The organism is Bacillus sp. GZB (assembly GCF_001975995.1).
GTDB classification, from domain to species: domain Bacteria; phylum Bacillota; class Bacilli; order Bacillales; family Bacillaceae; genus Bacillus; species Bacillus velezensis.
On the sequence record NZ_MTQG01000020.1, the window covers coordinates 69,890 to 86,787 of the forward strand.

A 16,898-nucleotide genomic window follows, 5' to 3' on the forward strand; every position below is an offset into this window, starting at 1 on the left:
GCAAACACCCCCCTCAAAAAAGGGCGGGTGTTTTTTTAACCAACCTGTTCAAGGCAGCATTAACTGTAGTACAGGATTTCAATAAATGATAAGGACAGGATGAAAAATGGCACTAGAAAAATTTGCAGATGAACTGCCGATCATCGAAACACTCCAGCCGCAGAAGAAATCAGACGGCAGCACGTATTATGAAGTCACCATGAAGGAATGCTTTCACAAGTTGCACCGCGATCTCCCGCCGACCCGGCTGTGGGGGTATAACGGTTTATTTCCCGGTCCGACGATCGACGTGAACCAAGATGAGAACGTCTATATTAAATGGATGAATGACCTTCCGGATAAGCATTTTCTGCCTGTGGATCATACCATTCACCATTCAGAAAGCGGCCATCAGGAACCCGATGTCAAAACCGTCGTCCATTTACACGGAGGAGCAACCCCGCCGGACAGCGACGGCTACCCGGAAGCATGGTTCACAAAGGATTTTAAGGAAACGGGTCCTTATTTTGAGAAAGAGGTATACCATTATCCAAACAAACAGCGCGGGGCTCTGTTATGGTATCACGATCACGCCATGGCGATTACGAGGCTCAATGTGTACGCCGGGCTTGCCGGGATGTATATCATTCGCGAGCGAAAAGAAAAGCAGCTGAAGCTTCCCTCCGGAGAGTATGACGTACCGCTTATGATTTTGGACCGTACGTTAAATGACGACGGTTCCTTGTCTTATCCGAGCGGACCTGCTAACCCTTCCGAAACGCTGCCCGATCCTTCCATCGTCCCGTTTTTTTGCGGAAATACCATTCTCGTTAATGGTAAAGCGTGGCCGTATATGGAAGTTGAACCGCGGACATATCGTTTCCGCATCCTTAATGCCTCCAATACGAGAACATTTTCTCTCTCGCTCAATAACGGCGGCAAGTTTATCCAAATCGGTTCTGACGGCGGACTGCTTCCCCGCTCTGTCAAAACACAATCTATCAGCTTAGCCCCGGCAGAGCGGTATGATGTGCTCATCGATTTCTCCGCCTTTGACGGAGAACATATCATTTTAACGAACGGCACCGGCTGCGGGGGCGACGCCGATCCGGATACAGACGCCAATGTGATGCAATTCCGCGTCACAAAACCGCTGAAGGGAGAAGACACAAGCCGGAAGCCTAAATATCTTTCAACAATGCCTAATGTAACATCAAAGAGAATACACAATATCAGGACGCTTAAACTCACAAATACGCAAGACAAATACGGCCGGCCCGTTTTGACGCTGAATAACAAGCGATGGCATGATCCTGTGACAGAAGCGCCGAAGCTCGGCACAACGGAAATCTGGTCGATTATCAATCCGATGGGGGGAACCCATCCGATACACCTGCATCTTGTTTCCTTCCAAATCCTTGACCGGCGTCCTTTTGACTTAGAGCGTTATAACAAATTCGGCGACATTGTGTATACAGGGCCAGCCGTCCCGCCTCCTCCAAGTGAAAAAGGCTGGAAAGATACCGTGCAGGCGCACTCGGGAGAGGTCATCAGAATCGCGGCGACCTTCGCTCCTTACAGCGGACGCTACGTATGGCACTGTCATATTTTAGAGCACGAAGATTACGACATGATGAGACCGATGGACGTCACGGATAAGCAGTAAACAAATATCACCCCCTTTAAAGAAGGGGCTTTTTTATTTATCCAAAAAGAAAAAATAAGAAGACACTTATTTGCATATACTGTAATAACAGGAAGACGATGCACCCTCATTGGAAATCTGGATAGAAAAAGGAATTAGGAGATTAGGGAAAAGTATGAGACAATGAAGGAGTGCACGAAAATTCATAAGGGAAGAAGTGACTTTATGTCTTACTACAACAAACGTAATCAGGAACCGCTGCCTAAAGAAGATGTCAGTACGTGGGAATGCACAAAAGAGGACTGTATTGGCTGGAGCAGAAAGAATTTTGCCGGCAGTGATACCCCGACTTGCCCCCTTTGCGGCAGTAAAATGATCGACGGCGTCCGTTCGTTGGTAAATCTCCAAAACAATAATCAAACGGCATCAAGTTAGACCTCCCTTTTACGAGTCTCAACATAGAGAAGGCCTCCATGTCTCATGAGAGGCCTTTGCGTTATCATGTCCTTTTATGATGCAAAGGAGCAATGAACATGAAAAACGATCGGCAGCAGAAAGATCTGAAGGAAATGGCAAAACGGCCGAAAATGAACCGTGCCGCACAGTCATTCATCGAAACGCTCCATTTTGCCGTTCCGATTCTCCGTTTTTTCAAATGGCTCGCCTCAGCCGCAGCCAGCTTTGTTCATTAAAAAACACCCAGCGGGCGCTGAGTGTTTTTTTCATGATTGGATGACGGAAAAACTGTTGATAATGCCGTTGTCATTTTCCCAGACTTTTTCGCATTTTTTCGTATCCAAATGATAAGCATAAATGGTCCGGACCTTCGCATTCCGCCCCGTTTCATCCTTCAGACGCTTAGCGCCTTTTGCTTCCGCCATGAAATAAATAATGCTGCCGTCTTTAGAAAACTGAGGCTGGGCATCAATCAGCGGAGTGAAGTCCTTCCCGTTTGAGATAATCGTTTCATCTTTTTTCGACTTGACATTCATCAGACGGATGGACGCTTTTTGTTCCGTCCCTTTTTGTGTATAAGATGTAAAGACAAGGTTCTTTCCGTCCGGTGACACCGCCACGTCGCTGATAAACTGTTCAAGGTTTGTCAGATCCTGAAGGTGTTCTTCCGCTCCTGCTGCAAACCGGATATTCGTCGGTTCAGGGTCAATCCCCTTCTCATTTGCCTCATCCGTTTTTTGATAATCCTCTTTCACGGAATAATGCAGAAGCGCAAAATCGTTTTGGCTGCGGTTATAAAAGAAGCTGCTCACACTGTCGTCTTTCTCATCGGCGGCGGGATACAGATTTTCATAACGTTTCGTTTTCAAATCAAAAGATGCGAGACGGAAAATATCTTCATCCGCTTTTCCGAGACGGAAATAAATGTGCGTCAGATCCTTTGATAAAAACAGACTGTCAGCGCTTGCCGTTCCTTTATAAAGCACCGTCTTCTTTTTCGTCTTCAGATCAAGCTTATACAGACGCATCTCATTTTGGTCATTATTCCCGACAAAATAGAGCACCTGATGGGCGTCATCCAGCGCAAACGCCGGATATGCCGAAAGCTTTTCCTCGTACAGCACGCGGCTGTCTTCGTAATATTTCGTCATCAGATCTTTGTCTGTAATGGAAACAAGCAGCTTGTCATGGCCGCCGGAGACAACGGCTTTTCCGCCGCCGTCGCTTTTTCCTTTAATCAGTAAAACGGCCGCGATGACCGCCGCCGCCAAAACGGCGGCCAGCAACACCCAGATCCATCGTTTCTTCTTCATTATCAATCTCTCCGTCAATCAGAAAAAGCAAGAATCAGTGTCCTTGCTTTTTAAGATGGTCTATTTTAATAGCTGTAGTGTCCGGATACTCTTCCTTTGCTTAACGGATATCCGAGCGCTTTGAACGCTTTCGGGCTGACATCCAATACGGCATTCGGCATACGGCCTACATCATTTTTGTATACGGTGATAACCTTTTTCGGTTTTGCTTTTGCATAAGCTCTGATCTTCGTTCCGTTTCTCGGAACGTCAAATCCTAATTTTGTCGCGCAATCCCAGTGTCCCAGTTTTTTACCGGACGATCCTTTTTTACCGACTCCATTATACCATGTAATATTTCCGTTCACTTTTTTAGCACTTGCATCAGAAGAGTAACTGATCGCTCCCAGTGTGCTTCCTGCTAAAATCAATAAGGCTAAGAATAACTTCTTCAAGCTTTCGTCCTCCTGATTCTTTATTCTAGGCAAAATTATACACCAAGAAGACGATTATAATATTTCAATCACTTTACATGTTCATTACAACGTGATGAGACATGCACATAACGACGGCACAATTTCCTGTTCTATATAATCCCATGGTAAATTATACTACAAAATTTAATTCATTAGCGTTATAATATTCATAGAGTATTTCTGCATTCAATATGGACTTTTTATAAGGCCTATTGATAGTTGCATAATATGATATATTTTGAGAAATCAGGCTTTAGGAAGCAGGCACTTTATTCCTTTTAACCGTGGTTCATATTGATCATGTACCTATACTCGTTTCAATCAGACTAGGAGTGATAATCAATGAAAGCGGCAAGATGGCACAATCAAAAAGACATTCGAATCGAAAACATTGATGAACCTAAAGCAGAACCGGGTAAAGTCAAAATTAAAGTCAAATGGTGCGGGATTTGCGGAAGCGACCTTCATGAATATTTGGGAGGCCCGATCTTTATTCCGGTCGGCGAACCTCATCCGTTAACAAACGAAATGGCGCCCGTCACGATGGGTCACGAATTCTCAGGAGAAGTCGTGGAAGTGGGCGAAGGCGTCAAAAATTACAGCGTCGGCGACCGTGTCGTCGTGGAACCGATTTTTGCCACACACGGACATCAGGGAGCCTATAACCTTGATGAACAAATGGGATTCTTAGGCTTAGCCGGAGGCGGCGGCGGATTTTCTGAATATGTATCCGTTGACGAAGAATTGCTGTTTAAGCTTCCTGAAGAGCTTTCTTACGAACAGGGCGCGCTTGTTGAGCCGTCAGCGGTAGCGCTTTACGCCGTCCGCCAAAGCAAATTAAAAGCGGGCGACAAGGCGGCAGTTTTTGGCTGCGGACCGATCGGGCTGCTTGTGATTGAAGCCCTGAAAGCGGCCGGCGCCACAGATATTTACGCGGTTGAACTTTCACCGGAACGTCAGGAAAAAGCGAAAGAACTCGGCGCTATCATCATTGATCCGTCAAAAACGGACGATGTCGTTGAAGAAATCGCTAAACGCACAAACGGCGGCGTTGATGTTTCTTATGAAGTAACAGGCGTTCCTGTCGTTCTCCGCCAGGCGATCCAGTCAACAAACATTGCCGGTGAAACGGTTATCGTCAGCATCTGGGAAAAAGGAGCGGAAATTCATCCGAACGATATCGTCATCAAAGAACGGACCGTAAAAGGCATTATCGGATACCGTGACATCTTCCCTTCCGTTCTTGCACTGATGAAAGAGGGCTACTTCTCAGCAGATAAGCTCGTCACGAAAAAAATCGTGCTCGACGATCTGATTGAAGAAGGCTTCGGCGCTTTAATCAAAGAGAAAAACCAAGTGAAAATCTTAGTCAAACCGAACTAAACCGTTCAGCTGAATATCAGACACATCCGAAAAAGAGCCGTTCCGGCTCTTTTTTTCACCTCTTCGTCTTTCCTTCCTTTTCCTTTTAAAAATGATCCCCTCTGCGCAAACTATTTTTCACCCTGTCCCGTCTATCCTTAGGCAGCAGCCTATGATACGTATTTTTAAAAAAGGAGCCCTTTGAAGCAATGAAGAACGAAACAGCCAAAGCGTCGCTTGTGACGTGCATAACTGAGCGCAAGGAAGACTTTTACCGGCTTGCGTACAGTTACGTAAAGAACAAGGATGACGCGTTAGATATTGTTCAGGAATCAATTCAAAAAGCGCTGACATCGGTCGAATCCGTCAAAAACCCCGATGTGATCAAAAGCTGGTTTTATAAAATTTTAGTACGCACGGCCATTGATTTTCTCCGCAAACAGAAAAAACTGAAAGTGATGGACGATGAAACGATCGAGTTTTTGAGCCGCGGAAAGGAAGATCACTACAAGGACACAGACCTTCACGAAGCGCTTGATGACCTGCCGCATCAATATAAAACCATTATCATTCTGCGTTTCTTTGAAGACCTGAAATTAGAAGAAATCGCGGACATCACGGGGGAAAACATCAACACCGTCAAAACACGCCTTTACAGGGGGCTGAAGCTCATGCGCATTCAGCTGACAAAGGAGGATCTTTCTTAATGGAAAAGAGATTAGAACAATTAAGAGAAGAGTATAAAAGTGTGCCCATTCCTAAGGAACTGGACAGCATTGTCGAAAAAGCCCTTCAGCAGAAACCGAAGAAAAAACGAATCGTGATGTGGCCGACATCCGCGGCAGTCGCTGCGGCCGTCTTATTTACCGCCGTTGTCAATATCAATCCGGATGCCGCACAAGCCATGTCTAAAATCCCCGTCATCGGCAAAGTCGTCCAAGCTATCACATTCACGGAGATGAAGGAAGAAAAGAACCAATCAAGCATTGATGTGAAAACGCCCGCTCTGTCCGGCCTTTCCGATCATAAACTCGAAGACAGCATCAACCGGCATTATATGAAAGAAAGCAAAGAGCTATATCGGGAATTTATGAAGGCGACCTCAAAAAGCAAAAAAGGCCACCTCAGTATTTACAGCGATTATGAAACCGTTACTGACACAGCGGATTTGATCTCAATCCGCCGTGATATCGAAAAAACGCAAGCTTCATCTTATACACAAAGCCGTTACATCACGATTGATAAAAAGAATGAGGCCGTGCTTACATTAAAGAGTTTATTTAAAGATGACCGTTATATTAAAGTCATCAGCCAAAATATTAAAGAACAAATGAAAAAACAGATGAAAGAAGATCCGAATAAAATATACTGGGTCGAAGATGATGATATGACGGAGCCTTTTAAAGCCATCCGCGCCGACCAGAATTTTTATATTACAGATAAGCACAAACTTGTTATTTCATTTGATGAATACGAAGCGGCACCCGGATATATGGGCGTTACAGAGTTTACAATACCGACCTCCGTCATCTCCAAGCTGCTTGTCGGAGACCGCTACATCAGATAAAGAAAGAAAAAAATCCATGATATCCGCAGATCATGGATTTTTTCTTTCGTCCCGCAACAGCCAAGATGCATAAGGGACCCTTTTCATATAACAGACGCCGGACGGGGGCTGAAAAGTTTAAGAAAATCACAGCATTTCATTCATTTTTTCTGAAACAAAATCCCCTTCCGAATGCGTCTAATTAACGGAACAAATGGAAGACTGTACAGAAATCTGCCATAGCCATCCGCAAAACAGCGAGAATTTCCGCACACATTATTGGAGGAATACCATGTCAGACAAGTCACTGCATCACCGCTATATTCCCGGACTGGATGGACTTCGCGCCTTTGCCGTCCTCGCAGTTATCGCATATCATCTGAATTTCAACTGGGCCGACGGCGGTTTCATTGGTGTTGATATCTTTTTTGTTTTATCGGGGTATTTAATTACATCTATTATATTGCCTGCCCAAGGCAATGCCATCACCCTTGATTTGCGTGATTTTTGGGTGCGCCGGATCAGGCGGCTTCTGCCGGCGGCTTATCTCATGATTATCACGACGGTCATTTGGGTCGTATTGTTTAACAGCGAGCTCCTGCATACCGTACGCGGGGATGCGGTCTCCTCACTTTTTTACATAAGCAATTGGTGGTTTATCTTTCATCAACTTTCTTATTTCGACAGCTTCGGCTCCCCTTCGCCATTAAAAAACCTTTGGTCGCTGGCGATTGAAGAACAGTTTTATATCATATGGCCCTTCCTGCTGCTTGCGGGAATGTACATATGTAAAACACGGGCCCGGCTTGCGGCCGCGGTCATGTTCCTCGCGTTATGTTCGGCAGTCGTAATGAGTATGATGTATGTGCCCGGCGGAGATCCGAGCCGCGTTTATTACGGGACGGATACCCGCTCATTTGAATTGCTGATCGGCTGCGCTTTAGCTTTAGTGTGGCCGATGAAACGATTATCTTCCAAACGGCTGCCGAGCAGCATGAAACACCTGCTTCACGGGACGGAGCTTGCCGCTTTTGCCGCGCTGTTGCTTTGCGTCTTTTACACAGATGAATATGAACCCTTCTTGTACAAGGGCGGCATGCTTTTGATCAGCATCACCGCAGCGGTTCTTGTCGCATGTTTATGCCATCCGAGCAGCTTTTTGGGACATGTCCTTTCATGGAAGCCGCTTCGCTGGATCGGAACGAGATCATACGGAATCTATCTTTGGCATTACCCGGTTATCGTGCTGAGCACACCCGTACAGGAAATCGGAAATCCGGTTTATTGGCACTGCGCCGTCAGAATCGGCGCCACTTTCATTCTTGCCGAGCTGTCTTACCATTTCATTGAACAGCCGATCCGCACTGCGGGCTTCCGGCCATTTTTACGCCGCGTGTTTCTGAACCGCTTTCTGGAATGGAAGACGTCCTCTGTCATCAGCCGAATGTCGCTCGGCCTTATTCTTGCCGCCATTCTCGTATTTGCGGGCGGGCTGTCAGGGATAGCCGAAGAGAAAAAACAGCCGCAATGGACGTACGCGCAAAATGATCAGCAAGAAACCGCCGCCTCTTCGCACAAAACGGCCGATCACGATCAGCCTGCAAAAGAAGAAGACAGCAAGAAAAAACACGGCGGCGAAAAAACGGACACCGCGTCAGACAAAAACAAGAAAGAACCAGCAGACAAATCAAATACAAAGAAAAACGAAGAGAAAAAGGAACGGTCATCTCAAAAAGCGGCTGATTCAAAACAAACACAGCCTCAGCAAGACGTGCTGGCCATCGGTGACTCGGTGATGCTGGACATTGCGTCATACCTGCGGCAGTCCCTCCCTCATGTCACCATCGACGGAAAGGTAGGAAGACAAGTCTCTCAAGCACTCCAGCTCACTTCGGAATATGCGTCATTTAATCAGCCGGACAAAGCGGTCATCATCGAGTTAGGGACGAACGGCTATTTCACAAACAGCCAAATTGAATCACTGATCAGCTCCTTTTCAAAAGCCGATATCTATCTTGTCAACACACGTGTGCCGCGGCAGTGGGAAAGCAAAGTAAACGAATCATTGCGCCGGCAGGCCGAGTCACGGAAAAATGTGACGCTTGTCGATTGGCACGCAAAAGCATTGCAGCACCCTGAATACTTCACACCGGACGGCGTCCATCTCATACCTGAGGGATCAAAAGCGCTGACATCCCTCATCGTCCAAACAATGAAATCATGACAAAAAAAGAGGCCCAAAAAAGGCCTCTTTTTCGCATATCGTCACGCAAGCTTCTGTCCGCAATTCGGACAAAAATTCGCGCCTTCCGTTTTCGTTCCGCAGTTCGGACAGAATTTCGGCTTAGCCGCTCCTTCCGAGCCGTTTGCCGGTGCCGTCCCCTGATTCTGCTGACTTTGATCTTGCTGCGGCTGGTTCTGCTGATTTTGGTTCATTTGGTTCATCATTTGATTTGCCACATTCATTCCCATCATCATGCCCGCCATGTCTGAGGCGGCGCCGCTTCCGTTCATTTTGCCGGATGACATTCCGTCCGTCATGGAAATCTGCTGATAGCGGTTCACATCGCCCACCATGCCGTAAGAAGCGTTTTTCGTAATCATATCCTGAACTTCCTGCGGATAGTTAAAGCTCATAATATTGAAGCCCGTAATCGACATGCCGTCTCCGATCAGCTGCATATCAAGATCTTCTTGAATCCCTTTTCCGATTTCAAATGAATTCGACTGCAGATTGAACATGTCTTTTCCTTCTCTGGTGATCCATTTCATCAAAAGCTGATCGAGAATAGACGTAATCCGGATTTTAATGTCCTCCACTAAATAGCTGTCTTTGACACCCGCAATCTTATCAATCAATCCGATGTAGTCAATGACCTTGAAGTTAAATGTGCCGTTTGCGCGGATCGGCATACCGCCCGGCATACCTGCCGCCGGAATGTTGATAGCGTTTTTTGTGCCCCATTTCACGGTGAACTCCTTCGTATTCACAAACAGCACTTCAGCCCGCATGCCGCTGTTAAAGCCAAACTTAAACCCTTTTAGTGTAGATAGAAACGGAATGATTTCTGATTCGATATCATAATCGCCGTCATCACGGAAAATCCCTTCAATCTTCCCGTTGTATAAAAAGATGGCATCCTGTCCCGGCCGGATAATCAGACGGCTGCCTTTTTTAATTTCACGGTTGTTCCATTTATAGAAAACCATGTCGTCTCTGAATTCTTCCCATTCCACCACATTTGCTAACTGATTTCTGAAAAAACCCATGTATGCTCAAATCCTTTACATATAATTTAAAAACTACCCTTGCTTCCGCTGTAACTCGTGCCGCCCCTCGTGACTCCGCCGTCATTGTCATTATCTTTATCAGGCTTTTTTTCTCTTGTAACGTCGGTTCGGATATATGTGTCGTGCTGGCTCAGCACTTCAGACGTATCATGATCCATATACGTGCTGCCGGTGACGGTGACCTTGCCGCCGGAATTGTACACCATCACAGTGACGGCGATTCCGGCCGCGGCTGCGGCAATAATGAGCTGAAACCACCATGTGAGCAGCAGATTGTCAGACTTGTCGTCCGGGCTTTTCCCCATATCTTTATAAGCCAACTTGATGTAGGTCTGAAACGCCTTTTCATAATGGCCTGCGGAAATATCTGACGAGATCGTATTTCTGATCGTATTCAGCCGGCTGTTATTCAAATACGTCTCCGCCTTTTTATATCCGGAGATAAATACTTCCCGATTTTTCATATCAATTGTCAAAATCGCCGTGCTTCCGCTAAAATGACTGTCATAAAAATCACCGGCGTACTGCTCGATGTCCTTACCGCCCGTTCCGTTTGCGGTAAGAATGATAAAATCGGTATGGCGCTTTGCCCCGAGCTTCCCGGCCAATTCCTCAAGTTTCTTCGTTTCATCCTTCGTTAATAAATGAGCATTGTCATAAACATATTGCTTCTGTTCCGCGGCAGACGCCGATGTATGTAAACCAAAAGACAGCATCAGAAAAAGGACGAAGCAGAAGAGACACACTTTTTTCATCGATACTTTCATCAAAAACCGCCTCCTATCATAAGTGAGACGAGTCTTAATGCTAAAAACGCACCGGCGGTTATGCCGCCGAACCACGCGGCCACTTTTCCGGCACTGATCGGCGGTTTGCCGACAACCTTGCCCGTCTGCCCGTTCATCGCAAAAATGTGTTCAGCCCGCTCATAGTCGTAGCTGACCATCCAGACCGGAAGCAGTACGTAAAAGCTGCTGATTTTATCGGTCTGAATCTGCTCATCCGTAATGTCAGCCGTCGTATATCCGGAGAAGGTGGATCTGATATAAGAATCAATATAATGGCTGATTTTATCCTTCGCCCGCGGAAAGAGATCGTCATCGGTATAATTGTACTTTTCCGCTATATATCCCGCTAAATAGGCCGTATTAAACTCCTTCAGCTCACTGTATGAGTAAGGCTCCAATTTGTCCATTAATTCATCATTCATTTTTTCTGAAGCGTCGACCGGAATTTTGAGATAATCAAGATTGATATCGCGGTACGCGTTGTAATACTCGGTCTCCGTCACCCGGTATTCTCCATCATCATAGTGATGCACTCTCGTACAAACGGCATTGACCTGAACCTTGCTGTTTAAGTCAAACATCCAAAACGGCACGTACATGCCCGTTATGCTCTTCACCCGATCAGCAGACATAAATCCTTTCGGTGTCAGACGGCCGTTTCGGCACCACTTTTTAAAAGCGCTCATGGCTTCTTCTTTACTGATCGTAAAAGGAATCACCATCGAAGGCGCGAGATTTCCCGATAATCGGTCGGCGAGAACGGCGGCTCCTCCGCAAAACCCGCACGTCGTGGCCGTCGTTTCCGCCTCAGTCATTAATACTGCGCCGCAATTCTCACACCGGTACTCGTTCGCCTCATTTTCAGAAAATCTCGTCGTTATATACTCTTTTGGCAGGCTCTCAATCTGATCCTGCCGCCCGCAGCTGTGACATGTCAGCATGCCGGATGAACTGTCAAAGACCATATCATCGCCGCAGTTCGGGCATTTATAAGAAATGATCATTCTGTTTCTCTCACTTTCTCTTTATATCGGACAAAGCTGCAGCCCGCTGTCTATTGATCTTTACTGAAAAGCATTTTCTGCTTGAGCGCCGCCAATTCATCATCGACACTGCTTTGATTGCTGTCATATTTAGCCGTCAGATCGTCAATATCGTCTTTCGGAGACGCGTTCAGCTCAGCCATCGCATTGGCATGATCAAGCGCTTGGTTGACCTTGTCTTCCATTCTGCCGAAAGCTGTCATCGATTGGCCCGCATTTGACACAGAGGACCCCAATTTGTTCATTCTCTCCTGCGTCTTTGCCACAGACCACTTCGCTTTGATGGCATTTCGGCGCGACTCAAGCTCTCCGATATCAGCGACAAGCTTGTCATGCATTTTGCGCATTTGAGACGCGTTGGAAGAAGCGAGCTGATAAGCCGTCTGCAGCTCAGTCAGTCTTGATTCAACAGCCGCTTTCCTTTCCAAAAACGTCCGCGCATCGGCTTCATTGCCGGCCTGCAACGCTTTCATCGCATAACTTTCCATCTTTTCGGCATCAGCCTGGCATTCTGTTAACGCTCTTTTCGCCCGCTGTTCCTCAGCCATGACAGAAGCCGTCTCCGCTTTCACTTTTCCTAAATCACTGTTCAGATTCCGCAAATATTGATCAACCATTTTTTCAGGGTTTTCAGCTTTATCCAGCAGCGCATTGATATTGCTTGACATGATGTCTTTAAATCTTCCTAAAATACTCATTTTTCATTTTCCTCCCAAAATTAAATAGTAACAAGTTCATAGTTATATATACTGTTTTTTTCAAAAAAAGTTTCATTTTCTCATGAATTTATGTATTTTATATGAAAATAGTCTCATTCAGCCCATTTGTGCCGGCGGAAATTCTTTATGACCAGATACAGTGAGAACAAAAAATAAATAAAAAGCCCGATCATCAACCCGCTCACTAACGGGTAATGCTTCGCCGCATACACAAAGAAATCCAGCTGCGAAATCTGTTCCGGACTTGTAATCGTATCCGTCCCATTCAAAAGCTTTGAGAATTTAGCCGTATCATTCCAATCAAACGAATCAGAAACAAGCTCACTCCCCTGATACCAATTGACAGCGGCGAGACAAAGAAAACAAAAAACAGAAAACGCGCATTGCACAATAAGAAAAACATGTTTCATGAAAAACATTCCTCCGCGGTTCAATATCACAGGCCGTCATAGTATACATGACGGCAGCAGCAGAAACTTGGTTTTACTCAGAACTGATAAAAACGTTATTGTATGTACTTCACAGCAGTTCAATTTACTGGATGCCTTTCTAAAGTATACCGTATATCGAAAAGGGTTTCAGACCTAAATAAAAGAGGATGCTTCCCGAAGTCCGATGACTTTCAAGAAGCATCCTCGATATTTTACAGTGATACTTCAACCTCTTTTAAACTCGGCAAAGCATCGATCGCACCGATTTTGGTGCACACGAGCGCCCCCACCTTATTGGCAAATGAGACAATATCACGCAGCTTCGCAAAATCATCGGCTGCCGTCTGAATCTCATCGGTGCGCGCCAGCTGATACAGCGCCGCGCCGACAAACGCATCTCCCGCTCCCGTTGAGTCTATTGATGTCACCGGAATGCTCGGAATGATGTCAATATCCTTCCCATTTGAAAGAAGGGTCCCGCTTTTCCCGAGTGTCACCGCCACAATACCGGCCCCGAGCTCATGAAGAACCGCAACACCTTCTTTATGATCCTTCGCACCGCTGATGATCTCAAGCTCTTCGTCACTGACTTTCACAAAATCACTTACGGCAATGGCTTTTTTTGCGGTGTTTATAAACTCTGAAACTCTTCCTTTCCATAAATCCTCACGGTAGTTAGGATCGAAGGAAATAAACTGTCCATTGTCTTTCGCAATCGACATCAGCCGTAAATAGGCTGAGCAAAACGGTTCAGATAACAATGCCGTCGCTGATCCGAAATGTAGGATTTTGGCATCGTTTACCTTTTCCAGATCAATATCATCCAGCGTAAACAAAGCGTCCGCTCCTCTGTTAAACACAAAGTCGCGCTCCCCGTTTTGTTTTAATGAAACAAACGCAAGCGTTGTAGGCGCTTTCTCATCCATGACGAGCATAGAGGTATCGACATGTACGGCGTCCAATGTCTGCTTCAGAAAATACCCGAACGGATCTTTGCCTGTTTTTCCGCTGAAAGCCGCGTCTCCGCCCAGCTTAGCAATCGCTGCCGACACATTCGCCGGTGCCCCGCCGGCACTTTTTAAGAAATTACGTCCTTTCGTCAAATCAACATCCACATCGGTACAAAAGAAATCAATTAACAATTCTCCAATACAAATAACAGATTGGCTTCCCACATTATCACACTCATTTATCAATTCTCGATTATAGTTTCAGTATAGTGCTTTCTGTCATAAATACAACAGTTTACATAGAATATTTTAAATTTTACGTATACTCATCTTGCAGCTCTTTGCTCCAGATCAGACATCATCTGCTGATATTTTTTTTCAGTTAAAGGATAAAAAGAAATAAGAATAATAGACAGCAGAATGAACAATCCCGGAATGAGCGCATTCATATTTTTAATCGCATTTAATGACGAGGCCGTCTGATCGGTATTCGCGGCATATCCGGCGATTCCGAGATAAACGGCCGAAAATGACCCGGCTAACGCAACTCCGAGCTTATTGATGAAACTCATGCTCGAAATCACCACGCCATCAGCCCGGACTCCGGTTTTCCATTCCGCATAATCGACACAATCGGCAACCATTCCCCAAGCAAGCGTATTTAAAGGCGTCGTAAAAAATCCCGAAACGAAAAGCCAAAAGAAAATAAGCGGCAGCGAAGAATACGATGTAAACTGAAGGCCCGCATAAGAAATCAGCGATAGCGCCGCCGTGATGATCATAACCTGCTTCCGGCCCCGCTTCTCAGAAAAGAAAGGAATAAACAGATTGCTGATCAGCGCTGCGCCGAAAAACAACACGGTTCCTAAAAACACAAATTCCTTATGGCTGACGTTATACGTAAAATAGTACACCATCGTGCTGAGCTTAATGTTAAACCCAATCGCAAACGCTAAAAATGCAGAAACCAAAATGAGCAAAGGCTTGTTTCGGAACAAAACAGACAACGTCTTTTTCACTCCTTGTTTTTTTCTTTTTTCAGGCTGAATCCGTTCCCGCACAGTAAAGAAACTGAACAGATTCAATGCGATGCTCACCGCCGCATAGATAAGCGCCGTCATCTGGAATCCAAACGCCTGATCTTTCCCGCCGATCAGATCTGCAAGCGGTGTCGCACAGGAAATCGATAACAGAATTCCGATATAAACCAAAATCATCCGGGTCGTCGTCAGAACCGTCCGTTCCTCCACGGAATTCGTCATCCGCCCCGTTAAGCTGTTGACCGGAATCGTCTGCATGCTGAAGGACATCCCAAGCAGAATATAAGTGATGTACGCATAAACCATGTTCCCCGTCTCGCCGAAATGAGGGGTCGTGAAGCATAAGAACGTAAATAGCGCAAAAGGAAACGCCACCCACAAAAGATACGGCCTTGCCTTTCCCCATCTAGTATTCGTCTTGTCTAAAATCACGCCCATAATCGGGTCAAAAATAGCGTCCAGCACCCTTACGATAAGAAACAAAGCTGCAATGACCGCAGGCTTAATGCCGCCGACGTCTGTATAGTAGAATAATAAGTATGCGTTTACAAACTGAAAGATAATATTGTACGACATATCGCCGAATCCGTAGCCGATCCGTTCCATCCAGGACAGGCCGCGATATTTCGTCTTTACTGCCGCTGCTTTTTCTGTTTCAATCATCATTTCCCACCCCAAGAATCCGTTTTCATTTTTGATAAGCAAGAGGGAGAATGCAAAGATCCTCCCCGTTCACTCAGCGATTTGGATACACCATCACTTTTAAGCATTCATTTTTGTATTGAAAGGCCCGTTCCATCGCCTCTTGCGTCTGCTCCAGCGGATAGTGGTCCGTTATAAGGTGCTTCGTGTCCACTATGCCGGAAGCGAGAAATTCAATTCCCTTCGGATACGTATTCGCATAACGGAAGATTCCGTATATATCAATCTCGTTATCTGCAATAAATGGCACATTGAGCGGAATCTCGTTCTGAGAAGGCAAACCGACAATCGCCAGTTTTCCGCCCCGGCGCACGGAAGCCAGTGCGGATTGCAATGCCGCCGGATTCCCCGCTGTTTCCCAGGCAGCATCAACGCCTCTGCCATTCGTGATCGTTGTGATTTCTTCACCGGCATCCTGTTCCCGGACATTGATGACATGAGTCGCTCCCATTTTTTTCGCGGCATCTAACCGCAGCGGCTCCAAGTCGGTCACAATGATTGTGCCTGCCCCGTATGCTTTCGCTGCCGCAACAGCCATTAATCCTACAGGCCCCATTCCCATAATCGCAATTGTTGATCCGGGCTGAAGCTTTGTTCTCGCGGCCGCATGAATGCCGACAGAAAACGGTTCGATCAAAGCCGCATCTTCATAGGATAGTGAATCCGGAATCGAGAAAACAAAGTCCTGACGCATTTTGATATATTGGACAAACGCGCCGTCAACCGGCGGTGTCGCCAAAAACTGTACATCCGGGCAAAGATTATAACGCCCCTCCTTACACGCCTCACAGCGTCCGCATGTGACACCGGGTTCGACGGCGACACGGTCTCCCACCTTGAATTGATCGACAGACGATCCGACGGCGGCAATTTCTCCCGCGCATTCATGACCGAGGATAAATGGTTTTTCCACTACATAATTGCCTATTCTGCCATTTGTATAGTAATGCAGATCAGATCCGCAAATTCCGACAGCCATCACCTTAATTAACACTTCATCATAATTGATGTCAGGCACGGGCAATGTTTCGATTTTGATTTCTCTCGTGTTGTGCATAACCGCCGCTTTCATATTTTGAGGCACTGTGTGAGTCATTTGGCAAAATCCTTTCTCTGCTTTGAAATGTAAGTGCATACATTTTTGTTTTCTCTATTACTGCCCCTATTTTATCTGCTTT

Annotated in this window: 17 protein-coding genes; 7 read left to right on the top strand and 10 right to left on the bottom strand. The window is 46.0% G+C overall.

Features of this window, described 5'->3' with window-relative positions; all coding sequences use genetic code 11:
* The first annotated feature begins 106 nt into the window (after positions 1–106).
* The 3 genes from cotA (at position 107) to BXO87_RS20905 (ending at position 2,316) form a co-directional block, all read left to right on the top strand.
* Complete coding sequence (gene cotA / locus BXO87_RS19275) at positions 107–1,645, top strand: outer spore coat copper-dependent laccase CotA (protein WP_014417082.1); 1,539 nt, start codon at positions 107–109, stop codon at positions 1,643–1,645.
* A gap of 204 nt (positions 1,646–1,849) precedes the next feature.
* The gene (locus BXO87_RS19280) at positions 1,850–2,059 is read left to right on the top strand and encodes a cold-shock protein (RefSeq protein WP_007408879.1); all 210 of its coding nucleotides are present in this window, start codon (positions 1,850–1,852) and stop codon (positions 2,057–2,059) included.
* A 98-nt stretch (positions 2,060–2,157) separates the two neighbouring features.
* A complete protein-coding gene (locus BXO87_RS20905; protein ID WP_038457140.1) occupies positions 2,158–2,316 on the top strand; it encodes a hypothetical protein in 159 nt (52 codons plus the stop codon).
* Between the two features lie 30 nt (positions 2,317–2,346).
* On the opposite strand, the gene BXO87_RS19285 is transcribed toward BXO87_RS20905, so the two are convergent.
* The gene (locus BXO87_RS19285) at positions 2,347–3,393 is read right to left on the bottom strand and encodes a TolB family protein (RefSeq protein WP_038457138.1); all 1,047 of its coding nucleotides are present in this window, start codon (positions 3,391–3,393) and stop codon (positions 2,347–2,349) included.
* A gap of 65 nt (positions 3,394–3,458) precedes the next feature.
* A complete protein-coding gene (locus tag BXO87_RS19290) occupies positions 3,459–3,827 on the bottom strand; it encodes a septal ring lytic transglycosylase RlpA family protein (protein ID WP_014417081.1) in 369 nt (122 codons plus the stop codon).
* Positions 3,828–4,190: 363 nt separating this feature from the next.
* On the opposite strand from BXO87_RS19290, the gene BXO87_RS19295 reads away from it, so the two are divergent.
* The 4 genes from BXO87_RS19295 (at position 4,191) to BXO87_RS19310 (ending at position 8,980) form a co-directional block, all read left to right on the top strand.
* Positions 4,191–5,231 (top strand): 2,3-butanediol dehydrogenase, encoded by a 1,041-nt coding sequence (locus BXO87_RS19295; RefSeq protein ID WP_003155800.1) that lies wholly within the window; start codon positions 4,191–4,193, stop codon positions 5,229–5,231.
* 188 nt (positions 5,232–5,419) lie between these two features.
* Complete coding sequence (locus BXO87_RS19300) at positions 5,420–5,917, top strand: RNA polymerase sigma factor (RefSeq protein ID WP_003155802.1); 498 nt, start codon at positions 5,420–5,422, stop codon at positions 5,915–5,917.
* The gene (gene rsiV / locus BXO87_RS19305; protein ID WP_038457135.1) at positions 5,917–6,777 is read left to right on the top strand and encodes an anti-sigma-V factor RsiV; all 861 of its coding nucleotides are present in this window, start codon (positions 5,917–5,919) and stop codon (positions 6,775–6,777) included. The genes BXO87_RS19300 and rsiV overlap by 1 nt, the downstream gene beginning before the upstream one ends.
* Positions 6,778–7,048: 271 nt before the next feature.
* Positions 7,049–8,980 carry an acyltransferase family protein gene (locus tag BXO87_RS19310; RefSeq protein WP_038457133.1) on the top strand — a complete coding sequence of 644 codons (1,932 nt, stop codon included), beginning with the start codon at positions 7,049–7,051 and terminating at the stop codon, positions 8,978–8,980.
* Between the two features lie 41 nt (positions 8,981–9,021).
* Here BXO87_RS19310 and BXO87_RS19315 read toward each other — a convergent pair whose 3' ends face one another.
* The 8 genes from BXO87_RS19315 to gutB all read right to left on the bottom strand — a co-directional run bounded on the left by BXO87_RS19315 (position 9,022) and on the right by gutB (position 16,816).
* Positions 9,022–10,026, bottom strand: a complete 1,005-nt coding sequence (locus tag BXO87_RS19315; RefSeq protein WP_029973761.1) for an SPFH domain-containing protein — start codon at positions 10,024–10,026, stop codon at positions 9,022–9,024.
* 26 nt (positions 10,027–10,052) lie between these two features.
* Positions 10,053–10,814, bottom strand: coding sequence for a TPM domain-containing protein (locus BXO87_RS19320; protein ID WP_038457130.1), 762 nt, complete (start codon positions 10,812–10,814; stop codon positions 10,053–10,055).
* Entirely contained in the window at positions 10,814–11,839 is a 1,026-nt protein-coding gene (locus BXO87_RS19325) for a TFIIB-type zinc ribbon-containing protein (RefSeq protein WP_003155811.1), read from the bottom strand. Before BXO87_RS19325 ends, BXO87_RS19320 begins: the two co-directional genes overlap by 1 nt.
* Before the next feature lie 50 nt (positions 11,840–11,889).
* A complete protein-coding gene (locus BXO87_RS19330; protein WP_015239300.1) occupies positions 11,890–12,576 on the bottom strand; it encodes a PspA/IM30 family protein in 687 nt (228 codons plus the stop codon).
* Between the two features lie 113 nt (positions 12,577–12,689).
* The gene (locus BXO87_RS19335; protein WP_038457128.1) at positions 12,690–13,007 is read right to left on the bottom strand and encodes a YjdJ family protein; all 318 of its coding nucleotides are present in this window, start codon (positions 13,005–13,007) and stop codon (positions 12,690–12,692) included.
* 233 nt (positions 13,008–13,240) lie between these two features.
* On the bottom strand, positions 13,241–14,203 hold the full coding sequence (locus BXO87_RS19340) for a carbohydrate kinase family protein (RefSeq protein WP_038457127.1): 963 nt from the start codon (positions 14,201–14,203) through the stop codon (positions 13,241–13,243).
* A 101-nt stretch (positions 14,204–14,304) separates the two neighbouring features.
* Positions 14,305–15,681: an MFS transporter gene (locus BXO87_RS19345; RefSeq protein ID WP_038460658.1), complete on the bottom strand. Its 1,377-nt coding sequence runs from the start codon at positions 15,679–15,681 to the stop codon at positions 14,305–14,307.
* 73 nt (positions 15,682–15,754) lie between these two features.
* Positions 15,755–16,816 carry a sorbitol dehydrogenase gene (gutB, locus tag BXO87_RS19350; protein ID WP_038457126.1) on the bottom strand — a complete coding sequence of 354 codons (1,062 nt, stop codon included), beginning with the start codon at positions 16,814–16,816 and terminating at the stop codon, positions 15,755–15,757.
* Between the last annotated feature and the right edge of the window lie 82 nt (positions 16,817–16,898).